Source organism: Xenorhabdus poinarii G6 (assembly GCF_000968175.1).
Taxonomy (GTDB): domain Bacteria; phylum Pseudomonadota; class Gammaproteobacteria; order Enterobacterales; family Enterobacteriaceae; genus Xenorhabdus; species Xenorhabdus poinarii.
Map to the genome: position 1 here is coordinate 2554861 of NZ_FO704551.1, position 19897 is coordinate 2574757.

At 50.1% G+C, this 19897-nt stretch carries 20 protein-coding genes and 5 pseudogenes; 13 read left to right on the forward strand and 12 right to left on the reverse strand.

Features of this window, described 5'->3' with window-relative positions:
* The first annotated feature begins 259 nt into the window (after window positions 1-259).
* The gene (locus tag XPG1_RS19005; protein WP_231853010.1) at window positions 260-727 is read left to right on the forward strand and encodes a hypothetical protein; all 468 of its coding nucleotides are present in this window, start codon (window positions 260-262) and stop codon (window positions 725-727) included.
* Between the two features lie 215 nt (window positions 728-942).
* Here the strand turns inward: XPG1_RS19005 and XPG1_RS11860 are convergent, their stop codons facing one another.
* Window positions 943-3882, reverse strand: coding sequence for an Ig-like domain-containing protein (locus XPG1_RS11860; RefSeq protein ID WP_231853011.1), 2940 nt, complete (start codon window positions 3880-3882; stop codon window positions 943-945).
* On the opposite strand from XPG1_RS11860, the gene xerC reads away from it, so the two are divergent.
* Both xerC and XPG1_RS11875 read left to right on the forward strand, forming a co-directional pair.
* Entirely contained in the window at window positions 3881-4924 is a 1044-nt protein-coding gene (gene xerC, locus XPG1_RS11865; RefSeq protein ID WP_045959253.1) for a site-specific tyrosine recombinase XerC, read from the forward strand. The two genes, XPG1_RS11860 and xerC, sit on opposite strands and share 2 nt — an antisense overlap.
* A gap of 795 nt (window positions 4925-5719) precedes the next feature.
* Window positions 5720-5935: a hypothetical protein gene (locus XPG1_RS11875; RefSeq protein ID WP_045959255.1), complete on the forward strand. Its 216-nt coding sequence runs from the start codon at window positions 5720-5722 to the stop codon at window positions 5933-5935.
* Window positions 5936-5985: 50 nt separating this feature from the next.
* On the opposite strand, the gene XPG1_RS11880 is transcribed toward XPG1_RS11875, so the two are convergent.
* Both XPG1_RS11880 and XPG1_RS11885 read right to left on the reverse strand, forming a co-directional pair.
* Window positions 5986-6246 (reverse strand): SymE family type I addiction module toxin, encoded by a 261-nt coding sequence (locus XPG1_RS11880; protein ID WP_231853012.1) that lies wholly within the window; start codon window positions 6244-6246, stop codon window positions 5986-5988.
* An 87-nt stretch (window positions 6247-6333) separates the two neighbouring features.
* The gene (locus XPG1_RS11885) at window positions 6334-6645 is read right to left on the reverse strand and encodes an ArsR/SmtB family transcription factor (RefSeq protein WP_045959256.1); all 312 of its coding nucleotides are present in this window, start codon (window positions 6643-6645) and stop codon (window positions 6334-6336) included.
* Window positions 6646-6847: 202 nt separating this feature from the next.
* Here XPG1_RS11885 and XPG1_RS19185 point away from each other — a divergent pair, with 202 nt between their 5' ends.
* The 8 genes and pseudogenes from XPG1_RS19185 to XPG1_RS11920 all read left to right on the forward strand — a co-directional run bounded on the left by XPG1_RS19185 (window position 6848) and on the right by XPG1_RS11920 (window position 12847).
* On the forward strand, window positions 6848-7150 hold the full coding sequence (locus XPG1_RS19185; protein ID WP_045959257.1) for an AfsA-related hotdog domain-containing protein: 303 nt from the start codon (window positions 6848-6850) through the stop codon (window positions 7148-7150).
* Window positions 7151-7353: 203 nt separating this feature from the next.
* On the forward strand, window positions 7354-8010 hold the full coding sequence (locus XPG1_RS11895; RefSeq protein WP_045959258.1) for an HAD family hydrolase: 657 nt from the start codon (window positions 7354-7356) through the stop codon (window positions 8008-8010).
* Entirely contained in the window at window positions 8007-9233 is a 1227-nt protein-coding gene (locus tag XPG1_RS11900; RefSeq protein WP_045959259.1) for a cytochrome P450, read from the forward strand. Before XPG1_RS11895 ends, XPG1_RS11900 begins: the two co-directional genes overlap by 4 nt.
* Complete coding sequence (locus tag XPG1_RS11905; protein WP_052708304.1) at window positions 9233-10735, forward strand: MFS transporter; 1503 nt, start codon at window positions 9233-9235, stop codon at window positions 10733-10735. Before XPG1_RS11900 ends, XPG1_RS11905 begins: the two co-directional genes overlap by 1 nt.
* Before the next feature lie 183 nt (window positions 10736-10918).
* A pseudogene (locus tag XPG1_RS19295) lies at window positions 10919-11032 on the forward strand (DUF2913 family protein); the annotation flags it as partial.
* Between the two features lie 103 nt (window positions 11033-11135).
* Window positions 11136-11918, forward strand: a complete 783-nt coding sequence (locus XPG1_RS11910) for a hypothetical protein (protein WP_052708305.1) — start codon at window positions 11136-11138, stop codon at window positions 11916-11918.
* 262 nt (window positions 11919-12180) lie between these two features.
* The gene (locus XPG1_RS11915; protein WP_045959260.1) at window positions 12181-12483 is read left to right on the forward strand and encodes a type II toxin-antitoxin system HigB family toxin; all 303 of its coding nucleotides are present in this window, start codon (window positions 12181-12183) and stop codon (window positions 12481-12483) included.
* Between the two features lie 4 nt (window positions 12484-12487).
* Window positions 12488-12847, forward strand: a complete 360-nt coding sequence (locus XPG1_RS11920; RefSeq protein ID WP_045959261.1) for a helix-turn-helix domain-containing protein — start codon at window positions 12488-12490, stop codon at window positions 12845-12847.
* Here XPG1_RS11920 and XPG1_RS18500 read toward each other — a convergent pair.
* Window positions 12802-13053, reverse strand: coding sequence for a hypothetical protein (locus XPG1_RS18500; RefSeq protein ID WP_157879486.1), 252 nt, complete (start codon window positions 13051-13053; stop codon window positions 12802-12804). The genes XPG1_RS11920 and XPG1_RS18500 overlap by 46 nt on opposite strands.
* Window positions 13054-13228: 175 nt before the next feature.
* Here XPG1_RS18500 and XPG1_RS11925 point away from each other — a divergent pair.
* A pseudogene (locus XPG1_RS11925) lies at window positions 13229-14625 on the forward strand (IS4 family transposase).
* Between the two features lie 39 nt (window positions 14626-14664).
* Here XPG1_RS11925 and XPG1_RS19300 read toward each other — a convergent pair.
* The 4 genes and pseudogenes from XPG1_RS19300 to XPG1_RS11935 form a co-directional block, all read right to left on the reverse strand.
* Window positions 14665-14844, reverse strand: coding sequence for a DnaB-like helicase C-terminal domain-containing protein (locus XPG1_RS19300; RefSeq protein ID WP_052708306.1), 180 nt, complete (start codon window positions 14842-14844; stop codon window positions 14665-14667).
* Between the two features lie 9 nt (window positions 14845-14853).
* Window positions 14854-15473: pseudogene (locus XPG1_RS17680) on the reverse strand (replicative DNA helicase).
* Window positions 15457-15603: a hypothetical protein gene (locus tag XPG1_RS18505; RefSeq protein WP_157879487.1), complete on the reverse strand. Its 147-nt coding sequence runs from the start codon at window positions 15601-15603 to the stop codon at window positions 15457-15459. The pseudogene XPG1_RS17680 and the gene XPG1_RS18505 overlap by 17 nt, the downstream one beginning before the upstream one ends.
* A pseudogene (locus XPG1_RS11935) lies at window positions 15600-15884 on the reverse strand (ParA family protein); the annotation flags it as partial. The gene XPG1_RS18505 and the pseudogene XPG1_RS11935, both read right to left, overlap by 4 nt.
* A 63-nt stretch (window positions 15885-15947) precedes the next feature.
* On the opposite strand from XPG1_RS11935, the pseudogene XPG1_RS11940 reads away from it, so the two are divergent.
* A pseudogene (locus XPG1_RS11940) lies at window positions 15948-16928 on the forward strand (IS701 family transposase); the annotation flags it as partial.
* 2 nt (window positions 16929-16930) lie between these two features.
* Here XPG1_RS11940 and XPG1_RS11945 read toward each other — a convergent pair.
* From XPG1_RS11945 to XPG1_RS11960, 4 genes are all read right to left on the reverse strand, one after another.
* Window positions 16931-17515 (reverse strand): AMP-binding protein, encoded by a 585-nt coding sequence (locus XPG1_RS11945; RefSeq protein WP_045960720.1) that lies wholly within the window; start codon window positions 17513-17515, stop codon window positions 16931-16933.
* A gap of 9 nt (window positions 17516-17524) precedes the next feature.
* Complete coding sequence (locus XPG1_RS11950) at window positions 17525-18271, reverse strand: class I SAM-dependent methyltransferase (protein WP_045959263.1); 747 nt, start codon at window positions 18269-18271, stop codon at window positions 17525-17527.
* Between the two features lie 154 nt (window positions 18272-18425).
* Window positions 18426-19631 carry a LeuA family protein gene (locus tag XPG1_RS11955; protein WP_197541104.1) on the reverse strand — a complete coding sequence of 402 codons (1206 nt, stop codon included), beginning with the start codon at window positions 19629-19631 and terminating at the stop codon, window positions 18426-18428.
* The gene (locus XPG1_RS11960) at window positions 19628-19852 is read right to left on the reverse strand and encodes a hypothetical protein (RefSeq protein WP_045959264.1); all 225 of its coding nucleotides are present in this window, start codon (window positions 19850-19852) and stop codon (window positions 19628-19630) included. The genes XPG1_RS11955 and XPG1_RS11960 overlap by 4 nt, the downstream gene beginning before the upstream one ends.
* Window positions 19853-19897: the final 45 nt, after the last annotated feature.

Genomic DNA, 19897 nt, shown 5'->3' on the forward strand with positions numbered 1-19897 from the left:
AATCCCCTTCTATTGCGATCATGGGTGTACTGTCGCCGATTTTGCAGCTGCGGGAAACCTGATCGGTTATAACAAAAAAAACGGGATTTACTTCAAATTTGCCTATGAATCCTCCGAAATCAGAGGGTATGAACCTCCGCCGGGAATCTATGTTCTGACTATCAGAAAATACAATTACACCCAAAACTCCGGTTATTTTGGCCGCTGTGTTTATGCGGAAGTGAAACAAACCTCGTGTCCGGAAGAATTTAAAAAAATCATGACGGATATGCTGAACATGTCGGCGGAACAATCCACGTTTGAAGAAGTAAAACGGCCGAAACCACAGGGAAAATGCACACCTCAGTTACAGCAGTGTATTAATGATTTTTTTACCAGCGTCAAGCAAGATCGCACAGATGAAATTATGGCTTTCATCAGGTCTCCCATGGATGAAGACGAAGAGGAAAATATTCTTTATCTTCGAAAACTGTACTATGGACACTATGAAAGCCCATATCAGAGAGATGGTTTAGTTAAAAGTAAAATACATAAAACAGTGGTATCGGAGATCTACAACTACTTTGAATCGCTCGATAAAACAAGAAAACTTGAGAATGGCCGGGATCTTTTTCCCTTTCTTTTTAGTCCAAAAAAAGATGATATCAGCGCCATTGTGCCTAAAAATGTGAGTTTATGCGAAGTTTTTATGAATATGAGCCATATTCAGGATGAGAAACTCATGTGATAAAACGTCAGAAGAATATTTATCTTCTGGTTTGTCCTGTTTCTATAGAAAGATCAAACCAATGATATCGGATATTCTACCCGCCAAATAGACTCCGCCATTACCTCAAACGGAGTCTATTCTTTGACAAAAGAAAGGAGCAACATCATGAATTAAATTGGCAAGATCAGACAACGCTGGCAGATCAAGCAAAATAACGTAAACACAGAACCGCCTTAGCTTCCACACGCAAATGCCAGCCGATGCCAGGCATTACTCGTCCAGCTATCCGATTCTGCCCAGAATGCCCATTTTGTCTGCGCATCCATTGAACCGGAACTGGTAGAAAGATAATCCGTGGAAACCACATAAAATTCCCTCACCCAGCCTTCATAATGATAAAAATTCCCCCACTCTTCATAAAGCCGTTCAAGTGCATATTTGGGCGCAATCTGGCTGCCGAGTGATTGACAAATTTGCGTTGCATTAAAATAAAAATCTTGCGTCAGGCCTGAGCGCTCAAACCAGGTATAACTCGTTAAGGTCAGTACCACCTGCAGCCCTGCCTCATCGGTCCCTGTCAGTCTCACACCGTCAGGGCGTTGCTGTACGACCACCGTATCACCGGATACCGTGACCGCCGGAGAATCACTCTGCCAGTTCACCCGGCCTGTATTACCGGCGGTGATAATGCGAAATTTCGCGCCACGCCAGAAAACTGAAGGTCCACGGGTACCAAAGGCTTTCGGGTTAGCATTACCGCCCTGACTGTCAACGGCAACGGTATCGGCAATGCGTAATGGCGGGATAAAGTCGACTGTGGGTGAAATAACCTCCTGGTCATCAATAATGGCCGTTACTGAAGCTGTGCCTGCCTGCTGGCTGATCAGTGTCGCGTGGGCTTCGCCGTTTTCATCGGTTTCAATCTGTGCATCTGTAAAGTGGCCGTTGTCCGAGCGCCACCAGACAGGGATACCGACGGCGGGTTGTCCAGTCAGGTTTTTCACCGTTACGATCAATGTGACGCTATCCTGACCATTGGCAATAATGCGGGTTTTATCTGCACGCAGGGTGGATGTCAGCACATCATCAAACCAGAGCGTCGGGGCAGTCACCGTCTTATCATCAATCTGGATCCATACCCGATGCTCCCCAGCAACGGTGCTGGCCAGTTGAATTTGTGCCTCCCCCTGCGAGTTGGTTCGGGTCTCTGCCGATGACAGGACACCGTTGTCGGTGTGCCAGATGACGACCTGATTTTCAACCGGCAACCCCAGCGCATCTTCAACAATCGCGGTCAGCACAATAGCTTCCTGCCCGTCGCCGCTGGCGTGGGTTTTATCCGTAATGATAACGGATTGCAACTGACGCTCAAACGTGACCCCGCCCGCCGTGATGATGGTACCTGATAGGTCAGCGCGGACACGGGCGACGCCGACTTTCCGGCTGATAACCCGGGCATGGGCTTTCCCCCTGCTGTCGGTGATAATCTGTTCATCGGCAATCTGGCCATGATCCGTTGACCAGACGATTTCCCTCCCTGCCATCGGCTGGTCAGCCGCATCACGCACATCAACCGTGCAAAGCGCACTGTCCTGTCCATCGGCAATGGCTGTACTTTTGTCACAGATCAACGTATGGGTCAGGGCGGGTAAAAATTCAACCGGTGATGCCGTGAGCGTTTCTTCACCGATAGTCACCGACACCTCTGCGATACCGGAGGGTAAACTGACTAATGCCGCGGTAGCCTGCCCGTGATTATTGGTTGTTGACGACGAGGTCAGGAATTTGCCCCGGCTGGTTTGCCACTTAACGGCCTGATGGGGAACGGGAACGCCGGCGGCATCCTTTACAGTGATGGTCAATGTCACGGCATCCTGACCATCCGCTTTGGCCTGCGTTTTATCTGCGGTGATAACAGGCTTCAATACCGCGCTGAAGTGCACCGGCAAAGCCACAATGACATTATCACCGACCGAAACCTGTACGCTATGCTCCCCACCATGATGGCTGCTCAACAACACCGCCGCCAGTCCCTGTGCATCGGTTTTCTGTGTGGTTTGTGAAAGTTTGCCTTTGTCACTTGACCAGCTCACCGTTTGATCGGGAACAGGTTCCCCGTCACGATCTTTCACCATCACGGTATACATCACACTGTCCTGACCGTCCGCCCTTGCCTGCGCCCGGTTTGCGGTAACCTGCACATGGATTCCCGTCGGCTGGATAAAAAGGGTGGTTTCCGATGGCCGGGAACGATTGCCATGTTTATCAATGGCAATGCCGGAAAGCCGGATCACTTTATCGATGGCTTTCGGCAAAAGCAGCATGATTTTATCAGGCGTCTGATGAACAATTCTGCCGCCGGCTTGCTGTAATTCATCAGCCCGGAGTTCTAAACGCGCCAGCAGATATTTGGAGGTAATTCGTGGCGTAAAAGTGATGATTTTGCCTGCATCGCCTTTAAGCTGAGCGGGAAAATCCAGTGTTATCAGCGTCTGCTTGCGGTAGTCCAGCACCATATTATGATTCCGGTTGACAAAATCTGTCCGTCTGAATGTCAGGCTGCGTAACGGCACGACTGCGTTGGGATCGAGCTGTTGTGCCAGCGGGACGCCCAGCTGATAATTGAGTGCCAGCGTAAAACGGTTATCCCGGTGATCCTGTTTTCCCTGCCGGACATCCGCGCCCAATGTAACTAACGGCACTGGCGTGTATGTCAGCCCGGCCGTCAGGCTGTAAGGATTGTGCTGACGTTTGTTGTCACCGAATAAACCCACTTGCTGTCCGTAGTATTGTTCAAACATCACCTGCCCGCCCCAGTGCGGCAACGCGGGTAACCCGTCTTCTACCCGGATATCCCAGCCGTTGGCGGGGCGTGCATCATAATCGGTGACTTGCCGGGATGTTTTCCAGCCGGATAAGCGCTGGTAAAGGTTGGCAGACAGTTTGACGTTATCATGCCAGGCTTCTAACCCGATACCGTAACGGTGATGCTGCTCCGGCCATAGTGCATCCCAGAACGCATTAGCTCCCCAGAGCCAGTTATCACTCAGATAGCGGTACCCCATGCCAAGATGGGTGCTCGTCTGACCGTGCCCGGCTTTAACGCCCCACTGGCTGAATGTAGTGATGTGATGGAACGGCCTGTTCACCTTCCCACAGAGGAAAACCGTCATGGAAACCCAACCGACTTTTACCCTTGCGACCCTGCGCCAGCAGCTTGCGGCGTATCTGGATACCGTTGTTGACCATGGATACAGCAAACGCACACAGGAAGCCTACCGGGAGCGGCTGCGCCCGTTCGTGGACTGGTGCGAACGGCGTGACGTCCGCCATGCGCCACAGGTCTCACTGGCGTTGCTGGAGAGCTGGCAGCGTTACCTGCGCAGTTACCGCAAGGCCGACGGGCAGTATTACACCAACGGCGGCCTGATAAGCCGCCTGAGTGCGTTGCGGGGCTGGTTCCGCTGGCTGCTGAAACGCCATCATATCCTGTATAACCCGGCGGAGCTGCTGGCCATGCCGAAAGAAGAAAAGCGCCTGCCCGCACAGGTGTTAAGTGAGACCGAAACCGAATCGGTGCTGATGAGCATTGATATCCAGACCCCGCTGGGGTTGCGTAACCGTGCCCTGCTGGAAGTGTTCTGGAGTACGGGTATCCGCCGTAATGAACTGATTAACCTGAGGCTGGGTGATATTGACAGCGGACGGGGCGTTATCGTGGTGCGGCAGGGAAAAGGCAACAAAGACCGGGTCGTCCCCATCGGTGAGCGGGCGCTGTCATGGGTAAACCGTTATCTGGCCGACGTCCGCCCCCGGCTGGCGTGGAAATATGACAGCGGTTATCTGTTTATCACCATCAAAGGCCAACCACTGGCACGCAGCACAGTGACGCTGATGGCCGGGAAAGCCATCCGGGAACAGGCCAGACTGAACAAGCCGGGGGCGTGCCACCTGTTCCGCCATTCGATGGCCACGCAGATGCTGGAGAACGGGGCGGATACCCGGTATATCCAGGCGATACTGGGGCATGAAAAGCTGGAAACGACGCAAATCTACACGCGGGTTGCCATCGGACACTTAAAGGCGGTGCATCACCAGACCCACCCGGCCGAGCGTGACAGCAGGGCGGACAGCGACACCGAGCCGCCGGAGAGCGGTTCAGGGCACAGTGTGGCGGAAAGCCCGGCACCGGACAACCCACAGCGGCGGGGCTGACAATCCGCCCGTCCCCGTTGAGTTCGCTGGGTGCGGTGCGGGGGCAGACCGTGGCCGGACTGCCCGTCAGCCCCGGCCAAAAACCCGCGTTCTTCTTTAGCGGCCTTGCCACGTCAGGCCAACAACCCTGAAGGCAGGTCGGCCTGACGGCCTCCGTTAATTTACCTCCCCCGCCCCGCACCCGCAGAACGGCCGCCCGTCGTCCGGTAAACCGGACGCCATTCGCCCGTTGCCGAAAGGGAAATACCTCATAAAATCAGGCTGTTGAGCCAACGTGCGCGAGCACAGGTGCTATACTGCACCACAGCAAACGGGCACAATAGCCTGAAAGTACACATCGGGGATCGGGCAAAAAAATCTTTACCCCAACGGGTAAAACAGGCTCTTTAACAGGCTGTTATTAAAGAAAAAATCTCGCCTAAAAAGTATGGTCGTGTCGGGGTAATCCCTAAGATCCGATAGGGCTGGCGGGGGGCGTGAACCCGTATGGGTATGTGCATAATCCGCTGGGGCTGGGTAAGATCAGATTGTTGTTCAGGTGTAAATGGTAAAATTTCTTCTCCTGGAAATATGCAAAAACAGGTCGAACGAGGACAAGCTCCTAGAGATATTATTCGAGTCGACAAGGGGCATATTCCTGGGCAAGAGCCGCATGTTCACTATAAAGATGGAACTTCATCCAATCAAAGTGGCGGAATTCATGACGCACATAAAGGAATGCCGAATCCGAGTAAAAAAGCTAGGAATTGGCTTCGAGATCACGGCTGGACACCACCTGAGTAATTGAAGGTATTTATGAAAATCTACGGTTATGAATCTGATGATAGCGATTTAGTATCGCTTAGTGAGGTTACACTTCAGCTATCGTTAAAAGAACTTAATGATTTTATCGAGTTTCTAAACAATACAGCAAAATTAATGGAGGCTCATGGCGACAAGTTCGGACATGAGCATCTGAATGATTTTTATAAGAAAGATAGCAAGCCAGACATAATTATTATCGGTCAATAAGTCAAAAGTCGGAAAGATCTCTGCGATCCTTCCGGCCTGTCCATTCCCCGCTACACCCCAATCTCCGCCTGAATCACCAGCCGTCCGCGTTCAGCGGTGACCGTGACCGGGTGGTTGGTTAAAAATCCCAGTTCCTCCAGCCAGCGGCCCTTGAGGGTGATGGCCGGGGCAGGGTTGGGCCTGCCACATTGCGGCACGTATCCCACGGTGTAATAACGCTCTGTTTTTGCCGCTTTCTTTACAGCGGTGCCTGCTTTAGCGTGAGTTTTCGTTCCACTGAGCATCAGACCCCATATCCTGCTGAGTTTCATTCATCATTTTCTGCTCCCGGGTGATACTCTGGCAACGATCGGGTTGCACAGGCTAATGAGCTTCCTTGCTCACCACACGGATCCCCTTTATTTATTAGTATAATTAATGAGTTGCATCAGACCTGGCAGTTCTTTTTCAATTGATTGCCGGCATAATATGGCGACGGCCATATTACCTTTGTCCACAACCCGAATAAGACCTGCTTCACGCAATACTCTAAAGTGATGCGAACGTGTCGCGCGTGTGACAGTCAGTCCAAAGGTTGAACAATGTCGTTCGGCTCCTGGCTTGTCAGCCAGCAATGCACGCACAATTGTTAGCCTCACTGGGTCGGCAAGAGCTTTGAAAACCTTAACCATATCAAAGGCAACTGCCTCTTCGGCGACCTTTTCTTCCATTCTTTCTCCTGATTTACTGATTTTTTTTAAAGATTCTTGACAAAAATCTAGGAATCCTGAATTTTAATAGATGTTCGATAGATATCGAATGTATGTATTCAGTGATACGTTTGATTTTATGCGAACAATTGATGGTAATCTTACTACGAGTGAGTAAGATTACCCTAATCCGGAGGTTAGTGATTGATTTAATGGGGATAACATGTCTTTTATCGAAGATGTTGAATCAGAATTCATAATCAGGACCGGCTCATATAATTATCAGAACACCATACCAAAATCCTGTGTTCATCGTGCGGCGGTAGGGGAAGTATTTTTAACAGACATCAGAAAGATCCACGATAATAAATACATAACCGCAGGTTATTTACCAAAGTCGCATATTTACTTTAACGATTTTCCGTACCGGAAATCGAGCGAACGAGTGTACGACGCCATTTTATTGCTGGAAATTTGCCGACAAACATCAATTTACGTGACGCATAATTTCTTCGCCGTCCCATAACGCAGAGTTTCGATCTGGTGATTAGTCGCTACAACGTGAATTTCACGCGCTTTTGTGAATTCCATAAGCCGGTTTATTGTCATGCGCGGCTGGGTGAAATTTATCTCACCGGTGACAAAAAAAGCACCGTTATTCCCATGACGATCACTCAGGACGAGAAACAGGTCTCAGAGGCTGAACTTACCATAACGTTTAAGTAAAAAATGATGAAAATAATATGGTTTGATTTTGGTGGTGTACTGTCGCCGTCTATTCCGGATCTTTTTACCTCTTATTATCTGAAGACCGGTATCCCTCCAGCAGTACTCCAGCGGGCAATGAAAGAAGTTGCCGACGATTTGAATATGGGTGTGCTGACACCGATTGAAAAAGCGATTATTACCGAGCGCGAATGGGGCGGGGGCATTCGCCATAAACTTAATCAATCCATCCCGGAACTGAATCTCTCAAGGGCCAGGCTCGAGCAGTTTGACGAACAGTGGTTCGACGGTATTCTGCCTAACCAGTTGATGATTGATTTGTTCCGCAAGGTAAAAGCCGCCGGGCTAAAGGTGGGGATCCTCACTAATAACGTGGTGGAATGGGAAGACCACTGGAAGCGGGTGATTGGCATCAGCGAAGAGGCCGATGTCATCGTCGATTCCTGCAAAGTGGGTTGTCGTAAACCGGAGGCGGAGATCTTCGCCATCGCCACCGAGCGCGCTGGTGTGCGTCCGCACGAGAATCTGTTGATCGATGATGTTCTGGAGAACTGCATGGCCGCCGAACAGAACGGCTGGAATAGCGTGCATTTCAAAGACAACTCCAGCGCAGTGGCAGAGGTTACCGCCGTGCTGCTACGACAGGAGATCTTCCTGTGAATACCACCGCTTTTGCGTGGCCATCCGTTGCCACCATTCCGAATTACAACTGCACGCCGGGCTATGAAGTGCTGGAGCCCGCAAGCTACCAGCGGGCAGGCAAAATCAAATTGCTGAGCGGCCATGAGGCTTGGCACGTGATCAACTATCACGACGTTAAAAAAGTGCTGACCAGCAATACCTGCCTGCGCGGGCCGTCGAACGAACCGAACGGGCCCAGCATTTTACCGACGCTGACGCCGAAAGATTTACTGCTGAACCTCGACTTTCCGCACCACGCGCGGATGAAGCGCTTCGCGGCGAAAGACTACAGCGCCAGCGGCCTGGCGTGGCTTGCGCCACACATGGTGGACGCGATAGAAACGCTGATGCAGGCCGCCTGCAGGGGAGACTCGTTCGACTTGTATCAGGACGTGCTCGACCCGTTGGTGGCGCAGATTAACTGCCTGTTGCTCGGCATTCCTCTGGTAGAGAAAGAGTACTTCCGCGTACTCAGCGTGACGGTGCAAAAAGCCAACCCTCAGAAGGTGGAAGATCTCATTGAGAAGTTTACCGCGCTCTATCAGTACCTGTTTGAGCACGTTACCGGCGAACGGCAACACGCGGACGATGGGCTGATTGCCCGCTTCGTCGCGATGCGTGAAAGCGCCACGCCGCCGCTAAACGATGAAGAAATTACCGCCATTCTGCTCGGCTCGCTGCTGGGCGGTGATCAGAATACCCTGACGGTGATGACCAAGATTTTCTACGCGCTGTTGTGTACTGAAACGCTGTGGCAACAGGTGGTGGATTTCCCGGAAACCACGGAGCAGGTATCGGATGAACTGATTCGTCTGACCAACCTCGGCACCGCCTCGGCGTTTCCACGCATCTGTAGCGAAGCCATCGAGCTTTCCGGCGTCACTATCCCGGCCGGGGCAACGATTTTCCCGGACGTGTTTCTCGCTAACCGCGACCCGTCGGTGTACGCCTCACCCTTAACGATTGACCCGTTCCGCAACGGCCCACGCCATCTGCAATTTGGCTATGGTATGCATCACTGCATGGGGCAGGAACTGGCAAAACTGGAAATCTATACGGCAATAAAAACAATAGCCCGACTTGCCCCTGGTTTACGGTTATCAGACCACGTATTACCGGAAAACTTTATCTGGAATGAAGGAATTATTCTCAGGAGACCTGCACAGCTCCCGGTTTGTATTATCCGAAATAAGGTTAAATAATGGAAACACAAGTTGTTGAAGCAAAGTCATCGCAAACCATGATCCTGCTCTGCATTCTGATTGCAGTGTTCGTGGTACCGACGTCTATTTCCGGGACGGCGATTGCCCTCCCGGCGATAAGCGCCGATCTCCACTCGCAAACCGCTTCGTTGCAGTGGGTGGTCAACGCCTTTAACCTGACCTTCGCCAGCTTTACCCTGGCCTGGGGAGGTCTTGCTGACGTGTTTGGCAGTAAGCGCTCATTTATTGCCGGTGCCGGGCTCTATTTCCTTGCCTCCGTGCTTTCATGGAGCGCCGGGAATATCTATGTGTTGGACGCGGCGCGTGCGCTGGCGGGCATCGGCGGTGCGGCGATTTTCTCCTGCGGTAGCGCTATCCTCATTCAAACCTTCAGCGGCACCCAGCGCACCCGTGCGTTTGCGCTGTTTGGCACCATAGCTGGGCTGGGTATCACCTTTGGTCCCACCATCTCCGGCTGGCTGCTGAACGTGGCAGGCTGGCGCGACATCTTCGTCGTCCACGCCATTGCGCTGTTCGTGGTTCTGATCCTGGCCGTCACCATTCCGGCGGCGGTGAAGAAGGCAGAGAAGCCGTCGCTCGATATCGCCGGGATCCTGCTCTTTATCGTCTCGCTGTTCCTGCTGATGACTGGCATCACCCAGGGCGCTGAACTTGGCTGGAGCGATAACATCACCCTGAGTCTGCTGGGCTCCGGGCTGGTACTGCTGCTGTTTTTCGTAGCGATAGAGAAGCGTTCGCCGAATCCGATGGTTAATTTTGCGCTGCTCGGTAATCACTATTTCCTGTCGATGCTCCTTATCCCAGTTGTCGCAAGCTTCTGCTTCGTGACGCTGCTGACCTGGTTCCCGACCTGGCTTATTGCCATGAAAAGCCTCTCGCCGCTCGAATCCGGGCTGGTGATGCTGGCGCTGACCTTGCCGGTACTGGTACTGCCGATTGTCGCGGGCAAGCTGGTGACGCGCGGTGTATCTGCCAATTTACTGCTGGTGATTAGCCTGGTGTTGTTCGTCGGTGGCCTGCTGTTGCTGTGGATCTTCAACCAAGGCAGCATGTCGATGTGGCAAATTCTGCTGAGCCTGTTTTTGGTGGGCGGGGGGATGGGGCTGTCGGCAGGTCTGGTTGATGGTATAGCGCTGAGTGTGGTGTCTGTTCATGAAGTGGGACGTGCTGCCGGTATACTCAATACCTTCCGTCTGGGGAGTGAGGCTATCGCGGTTGCCATCTATGGTTCCTTGATGTCGACCGGTATTTTTCACTCATTGGTCTCCAGGCCTGTACCTGAGGGGATTACATCTAAACAGTATCTGGCGGATGTTGTTTCGGGGAATGCGTTTTCCTCAGCAAGCGCAGAGCAGACTGACTGGCTTGAAAGTGTGTATACCCAGGCGTTCAGTAATACTCTGCTGGTAATGCTGATTATTTCATTAGTGATATCGCTTTCTGCTGTGCTGATGATTCGTTCTAAAAAGGGGCATGGATAAATAGAACAACACTTACCCTGGCAGCCTGAAGATTCTGGCTGTCAGGGAGCAGAAAAATTACGGATACAAAATACTCTGTGCATCGTGAAGTGCTTCGCGGGCGTTGTCCTGTTTTCCCGGTATTCACCATTACTCTTGTGATTCCGAGCTGGAACCCTGATTCAGTGTGCCACTACATCTGACGGAAACGTAGCAGGTGTGATGAAGTTGTTTAAGCGCTGTGACTGGCAGGCAGAGCCTGAGGATGATACCTCCCTGCCCCACCAGTTTACGCTGATGGCCAGGCAGGAAGTGTAAGGGAAGGATAATTAATGACGGATCTGCGGTTGGTCGCCTTCGGACAGACTTTCTATATAAACGTAAGGTCGCTCTCGGTGCCGCCTGACGTTGATAAAGGCGGTTGCATATCCCAACGCAAGACAGCAACACCGCCAGTGCCACCCGCCCCTCAGAACCGGAAAAAAAGGACGTCGATAGCGTATCGGAAAAGTTGATCACGGCAATGTCTTGCGAGCGCACATTGGCTGTACAGGCCGCATTGGCAGAACAGCCTACGGTCGCTGTCGCCCTGTTAACGTGGTCATGCTGCCTGAAAATTTTTGGTAACGGTTGGTCAAAAAGTGCCGATTGCTTCAAGGCCAGTCTGACCACACAGCAGGGCGCCTTGATCGGCAATGCCCCGTCTGGCAAACAGGGAAAAGCCTACCTGTTTCTGATGCAGGAAAAAGCCCGGATAGCAGCCAAATTGCCGGAAAACTGGTCGGCAGATTACGACTTGTTGCTGGCGTGGTCTGTCGAACAGGTCAATGCCCTGTTGGGTTTCTGTACGGTTTTCGGCATTGACGGTGTTCAGGAACGCCAGTATGGCAAAACGAGTAACAGCAAGCTCGACAGGCTGGAAAGTGTATTGAACTTTGATCTGCGTGACTGGTGGCAACCCACGGCAGAGGGGTATTTCAGCCGGATCAAGAAGGAACAGATTGCCGATGCACTGACAGAGGCCGGATTTACGCCACAGGCGCAATCTGCACTCAAGATGAAAAAAGGGGATGCAGCGGCGATGGCGGAGGCAGAAATTGGCAAAACTCGTTGGGTGCCAGCATGGATGAAAGCAGAGGGTGACACCGTCGCCACATCGGCGGCTGAAAGTGATGATCCCGCTGACGATAAAGTCGCTGCGTGACGGACAGGAGACTGCCGCCGCAAGGCGGCAGAAATGACGCTCGCGTTTGTCACGCTGGGCGAACTGGCAACCTAGTACAGACGACAGGAACGGCGGGGCATTGTTGATGATGACCTGATAGATCAGATCCAGGCATGGCGTCGGCGTTTTTGCTGGCGCAATACGGTACTTTTTTCAAATATTCCGTTTTGGATGATAAAAGATAGTCCCAATATGGGATAAATAACTTGATTTAGTCCCATTATGGGACTAGTATGATTGTATGAAAATCATATCGGTCAAGATATTGCGGGATTTTTGGGCGGAGTATCCCGATGCGGAACAGCCCCTGAAAGCGTGGGTAGATGAAGCCTCACGCGCAAACTGGAATACTCCGGCAGAGATCAAAGAGCAATACCGCAGCGCCAGCATCCTGAAAAATCGGCGCGTGGTATTTAACATTAAAGGAAATGCATATCGGTTGATCGTCGCGATTGCATACCAACGGGGATGGATGTTCGTGAAATTCATCGGCACACACCGCCAGTATGATGTCATTGATGCCGATACGGTAGAACTGGAATAACATAATGAAAATCAGACCAATTCGTAATGATGATGATTATAAGGCCGCGCTGAAGGCCGTCGAACCCTTCTTTGACAAAGAACCAGAAATCGATACCCCCGAAGGCGATTTTTTTGAAGTAGTTTGCCTGCTCATTGAAGAGTACGAGAAAAAACATTACCCCATTGAACCGCCCGATCCCATTGAGGCTATCAAATTTCGGATGGAACAACAGGAATTGACAATCAAGGATCTGGAGTCGGCTATCGGCAGGTCAAACAGGGTATATGAGATTTTGAATGGCACTCGAAAATTGACACTGCCCATGATCCGTAATCTTCACCGCCAGTTCAATATTCCGCTGGAAAGTCTCGTTGGCCGTTGAGTCCCTTTGCTGATGACGTGAATACATGACCGCACCGGATTGCGGCTGACAGTGCCAAAACGCGGCACCGTAGAAAATACCGGGACAGAACGCTGCTGTGGCTTCGCCACGGCCGCTCTCTGTCCTTTTCTTCTTTTGACACCCATGTGTTGTTCTCTGGTGCATAGACGCCATGCCACGGTGACTATTTCCCTTCTTCTTTCCATGACCTTGACCTCTCCTCCATATATCAGGCCAATACCACAACAGCATGGCCCCCTCCGGCTTCCCGGCTTTGCCCTGTCTCTTCTACACAAATCCCTCAATAACAACGAGGGATTTTTATTGAACTTTTTTAGTTAACATTGATCTGATCCTAACAGTCTGTTTTAGGATAATTTTATGTTTTCTATTGATACCTCTGTCTGGGCGCAAGCAACATTCCAACAAGCTAAATTAGGCGATGCACGTCGAACGAAAAGACTTATTCTGCTTGCTAGCCAACTGGCGGCTAATACGGGAAAATCCATTGTGCAATCTCATTCTTCAAGCGCTGATATTGAAGCAGCTTATCGTTTTGTTCGTAACGATGATATTGACGCCCAAGCCATTGCTGAAGCCGGTTTTGCGGCAACGGTTGATGCCTGTATGGCTCACAACGGTTTATTCGCGTTGGAAGACAGCACTTCTTTGGAGTTTAAGCATCCAACAGCAGCCTGTGAGCTAGGTCATACAACATCTCACAAAAATTCATCCGGTTTGCAAGTTCATTCTGTTTTACTCTTTTCACCAGAGGAGCAGCAGGTTATTGGCTTAATTGAACAACATCGTTGGACTCGGGATAGTGCTTCTTATGGGCAACGTAAAGACCGAAACCGGCGCGCTTATGAAGATAAAGAGAGTTATCAATGGCAACGCGCCTCGCAAGCTATGTCATTGAGACTCGGCGAACAAATGAACAACGTCATCTCTGTTTGTGACAGAAAAGCGGATATCATTGAATATCTTCGATATAAAACACAACAACAGCGGTTTGTTGTTCGCTCCATGCAAAGTCGATGCATTGAGCAAGCTGATGATAGACTTCACCCATTTAGTGCATCGCTATGCCGTGCTGGGGAACGGAGCGTTCATGTTCAACAAAAAGGCGGTCGTCAATCAAGAGATGCCATCTGTGATATTCGATTTGCGCCGATTTCAATAAAAACCCCCTCAAATAAAACGGGTCATTCCCTCTCACTTTTTTATGTTGGTTGTCAGGAACAAGGTGATAATGAAGGATTATGTTGGCACCTTTTAACCAGTGAACCTGTTACAACAGCTGAGCAAGCACAGAAAATCCTTGAGTATTATGAGAAGCGTTGGTTAATCGAGGATTTTCATAAATCATGGAAAACAGGGGGAACCCAAGTCGAAGAACTTCGTATGTAAAGCAAAAACAATTTGGAACGAATGATCGTTGTATTAGCCTTTATTGCGGTTCGTATCCAGCAGTTGCGCTATCTTAGTTTGCAAACAGAACGCGCTAAAACCTAGCATGTGAAAGCCTACTGAGTCCGATAGCATGGAAATTATTATGGTTAAAAACAGAGTCGAAGACACTCCCCAAACAAGTACCTAGCTTACATTGGGCCTATTTAAAATTAGGGAGGCTCGCTGGTTGGAATGACAGTAAACGAACCGGAATAGTAGGCTGGCAGAGGCGATGGGAAGGTTGGTTCAAACTACAAACCTTACTTGAAGGTACCAACTTGCCCTATCTCTTGATTCGGAGATGTGATCAAGAGACAGGGCTGTAACAGGGCATTGCCCAGACTGAGATTTTGCTGTGTCATTGGTTAACTCCCGCCACCATAGTTATCTGCTGATAAGTCCGAAAAACGGGTATATTGACCGTCAAAGCGCACCCGCACCGTGCCCGTCGGTCCCTGACGCTGCTTACCGATAATGATTTCGGCAATCCCCGCATCCGGCGTGTTCTCGTGATAGACTTCATCGCGGTAAAGGTGCAGAATCAAATCGCCGGGCTACAAACCGCAGGTTTTTTCATCGAGAATCTGAAATCCCGTTGGCGTCCCGGTAATCCCGTTGCTGCCCTGTATTCGCTCCAGATGGAAAATCAGGGCATCCGCCCCTTGCAGCAGGGTCACAGCCTGATGCTGCCGAACGGCGCCTTTTTCCGCCAGATTAAACAGCTGGCGTTCTGCCTGTTCGGCAATGGTGACTGCCCGTGCATTAGGCTGAAAGACCTCCGCACTGATAGCGTTGCCCAGTGCCAGTAACTGACGCAGCTGACTTTTCTCCGCCACAATACGGGCATATTCCATGATATTGGCGGCACTGGGGGTGTTTTTACACACCTCTGCCACATAGGCAACCCCCCCTATGCTGTCGATTTGTCCCCGTTGGCTCAGCATATCGGTCAGAGTAATCAGATCATACGGTGTATTTTTTCGGTCAGTTCAGCAATGGCCTGATACATTATCCGGTGAGCCGGAAAGAAAAAGTCTTCAGGTACCAGTAACTGAACTATGTCATCCCAGCGATCATTCTCCAGCACCAGCCCGCCAATCACCGACACTTCCGCATAGCCATAGCTGGGCTGCTCTTTGCTGACCGCCTGTAAAAAGTCATGATCTATATTCATCAGTGACCTCCTTGCCGACCCTATTCAGTGCATTGACTAACCGTTGTTGCAGACGGGGCGAAGAGACCCAGAACAGGACGTCGTTTGCGGTTAAATACCGGGGTTTTCCCGCATGCCAGATAACATTCATTGCGCATCCCCAGTCGATTGTTTAGCCAATACGGCATCAAACTTCGCGGTCCATTCGGAGAACAGTTCACAGGCCAGACTGTGCATGGTCTGGGCAGCAGCCGGGCTTTTTCGGTTGGTTTTATATTCCAGGCGATGCACGGGTTGGGCACGAACGTGTCCCAGTTTGTAGATATCCAGCAGGTCAATGCGGGTTTGCAACAACTGATAAACGCGGTTGCCGCCTAACGCCGACGTATCGTAGCGTTGCTGTTCAATAATATCAGCCAGCTCATTAATACTACAGCCGTAATCCATATTGTGCCATGATGGGGTTCTTCTTCCTTAAATCAAAGGTGGTGTCACATGCCATCCCCTGCCAAAATCTGGGAACAGGCGCTACAGGCATTACATGCCCGTCTGACTCCCTTATTTCACTCTACCGGCCCACGACAACGCAGCCTCGCCTATCTTCGGGGATTGCTCAGTGATGTTGAACGTAAGAATAGCTGGCAACTGGCTGAATGGCTAGGGGAAAGTTCCCCCGATGGCATTCAATATTTGCTGGAACGCGCTGATTGGGATGTCGAGATGGCCCGCGATATCCTGCGGGATTATGTCACTGAACATTTGGGCGATGAACAGGGGGTTCTCATCCTTGATGAAACCGGTTTTATCAAAAAAGGGACCCATTCTGCCGGGGTACAGCGTCAGTATAGTGGGACCGCTGGACGAGTAGAAAACAGCCAGATAGGCGTATTTCTGTGTTACGCCGGCCACGGCGGTCATGCTTTTATTGACCGGGCCTTATACCTGCCTCGCCAATGGATCGATGACCGTGCCCGCTGTGAAGCTGCGGGTATCCCGGCCAGTGTCACGTTTGCAACGAAACCCCAGTTAGCCCGGCAGATGCTGGAACGGACATGGGATGCTGGCGTGCCCTGTTGCTGGGTGACTGCGGATGAAGTGTATGGCCGTGACCGTCGTCTGAGGGTCTGGCTGGCGTCCCGACACCAGCCCTTCGTGTTAGCCATTCCCTGTAATACCCCTTTATGGTGGTAAGGACCCAAATATCTCCGTGCTGAACGGATTGCCGATACCCTGACTTCCGCTGACTGGAAAACACGGTCAGCGGGAATGGGAACAAAAGGTGAGCGTGAGTATGACTGGGCTGTCGTGCCATTATGGCGTTTACAGCTCAGTGAAGAGGAGCGGCGTTATGGTCATTATCTGTTGGTTCGCCGCAGCCGGGATAGTAGACAGGAACGGGCTTACTATGTGGTGTATGCCTTGCGAGAACAGGCGGATCTTAATACGCTGGTTCAGGTGGCGGGTTGTCGCTGGGAAGATCATCCGCTTACCCGATAAAAACAGCCAACACGTGTATGTTCGCCTACCTTTAGGCAGCGCTGACCAATCGCATACGCGTTCACCATAGCCTGTTGACTGAGGACGATACCTTTCGGTTTACCTGTGGTTCCCGAAGTAAAAATAATCATTCTGCTGTTTGTAGCTGCGTACTCGTTAAAAACCTCAGAATAACCAGATGAAAAATCAGGAATAAACTGTAATATAGCAAACTCATCCTGAATAGGTGCGGCACTAACTAATGCCTGTAACGCCATCTCATCAATAATGGTCCGCTTTGCTGTGATACCCCATTCAGAATCGATTAAGATCACATTTTTCCCTGAGCGAATAACGCCATAAATCATACACAGGCAGTAATAGCTGTTATCCAGTATGATACCGATACCCTCTCCGGGTAAATCCGCAAATTGCCAAGCCAGAGCATCAACTAGCATATTGGTTTCTTTCCATCGATACTCAATGGCTGATTCGGGCTTTAGAGCATCAACCAACAGGGGCTGCTGTGGCGAGCTAAAGGCTTTCTCACGGAGTGTAGCGTCCAGAGTGATGGGTAGGTATTCCATCTGTCTCTCCTAGCGATTTACCGCAGTAAAGGCGTGAATATCGAAATTAACAGCAATCGGAGTGGAGCCGCTAAGCGTCATGACATTTTTCATAAATTCATGAACGTAAGCCGTTCCACCTTCCTGCTCAACATAGCAAGTCACGTAACTGGTAGATAAAAAAAACAATGCGATATCTTCCGCAGAGAGGAAAATAATGTTGGCAAATACCTCGCGTTGTGCGTTATGCAAATGTGGGCAGTCGCGTATCAATTCGAGAGTGTCATCGTATTGTGTCAGACGGGGATCTCGGTGTTTTGTCCAGCGTGTGACTAACTCTTTTTCGATATAATCCCGCAGAGGCCCATAAACCAGTAGAAAATCATATTTATAAGCGCAAAATAACCCTCCGGGTTTTAACCAGTTTTTCAGATTTATTAACACCTTTTTACGATCCATCCAGTAAAATGAAGTCGCACTGGTAATCAGGTCGTAATTGCGGAGTGGAGAAAAAGTTTCAGCCGGAGAGACGTTAAATGTTATATCAGGATAATTATGTCGCGCCCGTTCAATGAGTGCATCACCAAGGTCACATCCTTGAACATAAGCAAAATACGCTTTCAACCGAATGGTATAAACCCCATTACCACAACCAATATCCAGTGCAGCTTCATTTGAAGGTGAGCGGGTAGACAACGAATGATACAGTCCATCCGGATAGGTGATCTTTCCCCTCACAATATCGTAAGATTTTGCATTTTTATTAAATTGTTTCATTGAGTTATCTCCATCAAGCTTTCGTGGTAATCACCTTTGTGAACAAAGTTAATATACGTGCCGCAACCGCGAATAAACCGGTAGGAGTGAGCCACACCCGCAGGGATAAAAACACTGGCTGGGCTATGTACATGTCGACTATCTCCCCCAAGATTTACTTCGACTTCCAGGCCGACATAATCCTGCCCGTCCCCCAGAAATAGAAATAAGGAGTCACAATTATGGATATGGCTGTCAACATGGCCGAATTCTGCAGACTCATCAGCTCCCAGCATAGAAAACTGACGGGCAGAGAACCATCCACCAATCGTTTATCCAACATCACAAAACGCTTTCCAGGGCCGTGGCGGTGATATTTCAGCTCTGTTGAAGATTTTTCAAACGGTGTCAGGAACAGATCTTGATCTTGTAAAGGAGTAAATTGCTCCAGAGAGATATCTCCTTTGATGAGTTTTGGATCAAAAATGCTGTAGGCAGCGCTGTCTTTTTGCATAGCAAGTTGGTGCAAGCGGGCTACATGTACAAAAGCGTTTTTACCCACTACTGGCTGCATTGGGGACATTGGGATACGGCTATAAGCTTCCACTAATTCAGAAAGCGCCAAAATCTGGGATATATCAAAACGATTCTGATCGAAACGCGTAGCAAGCAGAGTGATCAATTGAAAAGTATCGGTGATACCTGTACGTTCACCGATGCCGTTACAACTCGTGGAAACCCACTTAACTCCCGCTTCAATCGCTTTCAACGTGTTAGCCAGCGCCAACCCTCGATCGTTATGAACGTGATACTCAAATAAAACATCAGGAAATTCATGGTGTAATAGTGATAACACATCAAAAGTTTCATCAGGCAGTAGAATACCGACACTATCAGCAAAACAGATACGTTCAGCACCTGCTTCACGGGCAGTCATAATCATGCTCACCAGATCAGGGGCTGCCGTACGTCCGGCATCCTCAATGGTTGCCCTTACTAATAACCCTTGTTCTCGGGCATAACGGATAGAAGAGCCAAACATCGTGAGCAATTCTTCATGTCTCTTACCTTTAAACTTTGTTGCCATCGAAATTTCATTAATTGAGGCAAACAAACCGATCCAGTGAGCACCCGTCTGTAACACAGCATCGATATCTTCCTTGCGAGCTCTGGCGTGAGCTAACACGGGCACAGGTGAAGCAGCGACCACACCACGGACACGTTCGGCTTCTTTCGACGAAATAAAGGAATGCCCACACTCAACCGTATCTACCCCTAATGCCGCTATTTTTCGGGAAAGCAGTGCCGACTGTTCCGCAGTAAAACAACACTGGCGGGTTTGCATCCCCTCCCTTAAAGTGCAATCGATGATTCGTATCATGTAGGATGCTCCATACTTCTGACCAAGGTTTCAAAACAAGGAGCAGCCTGAAATTCCATAATCTTGGGTGCATGTTTAAATTGGCGGGCGAAACGTGCCAGAAAAGTGACCATTTTCATCGAATGGTTTAACAGCTCTTCGAGGGATTCATCAATATTGGCTTCTGAAATATTTCTATCAGGGAAAATAACTTTTAAGTTATCGATTACCCATATCTTCATACTTACCTCACATTATTTTTTGATATTCAGTCTCTTCAACAAACA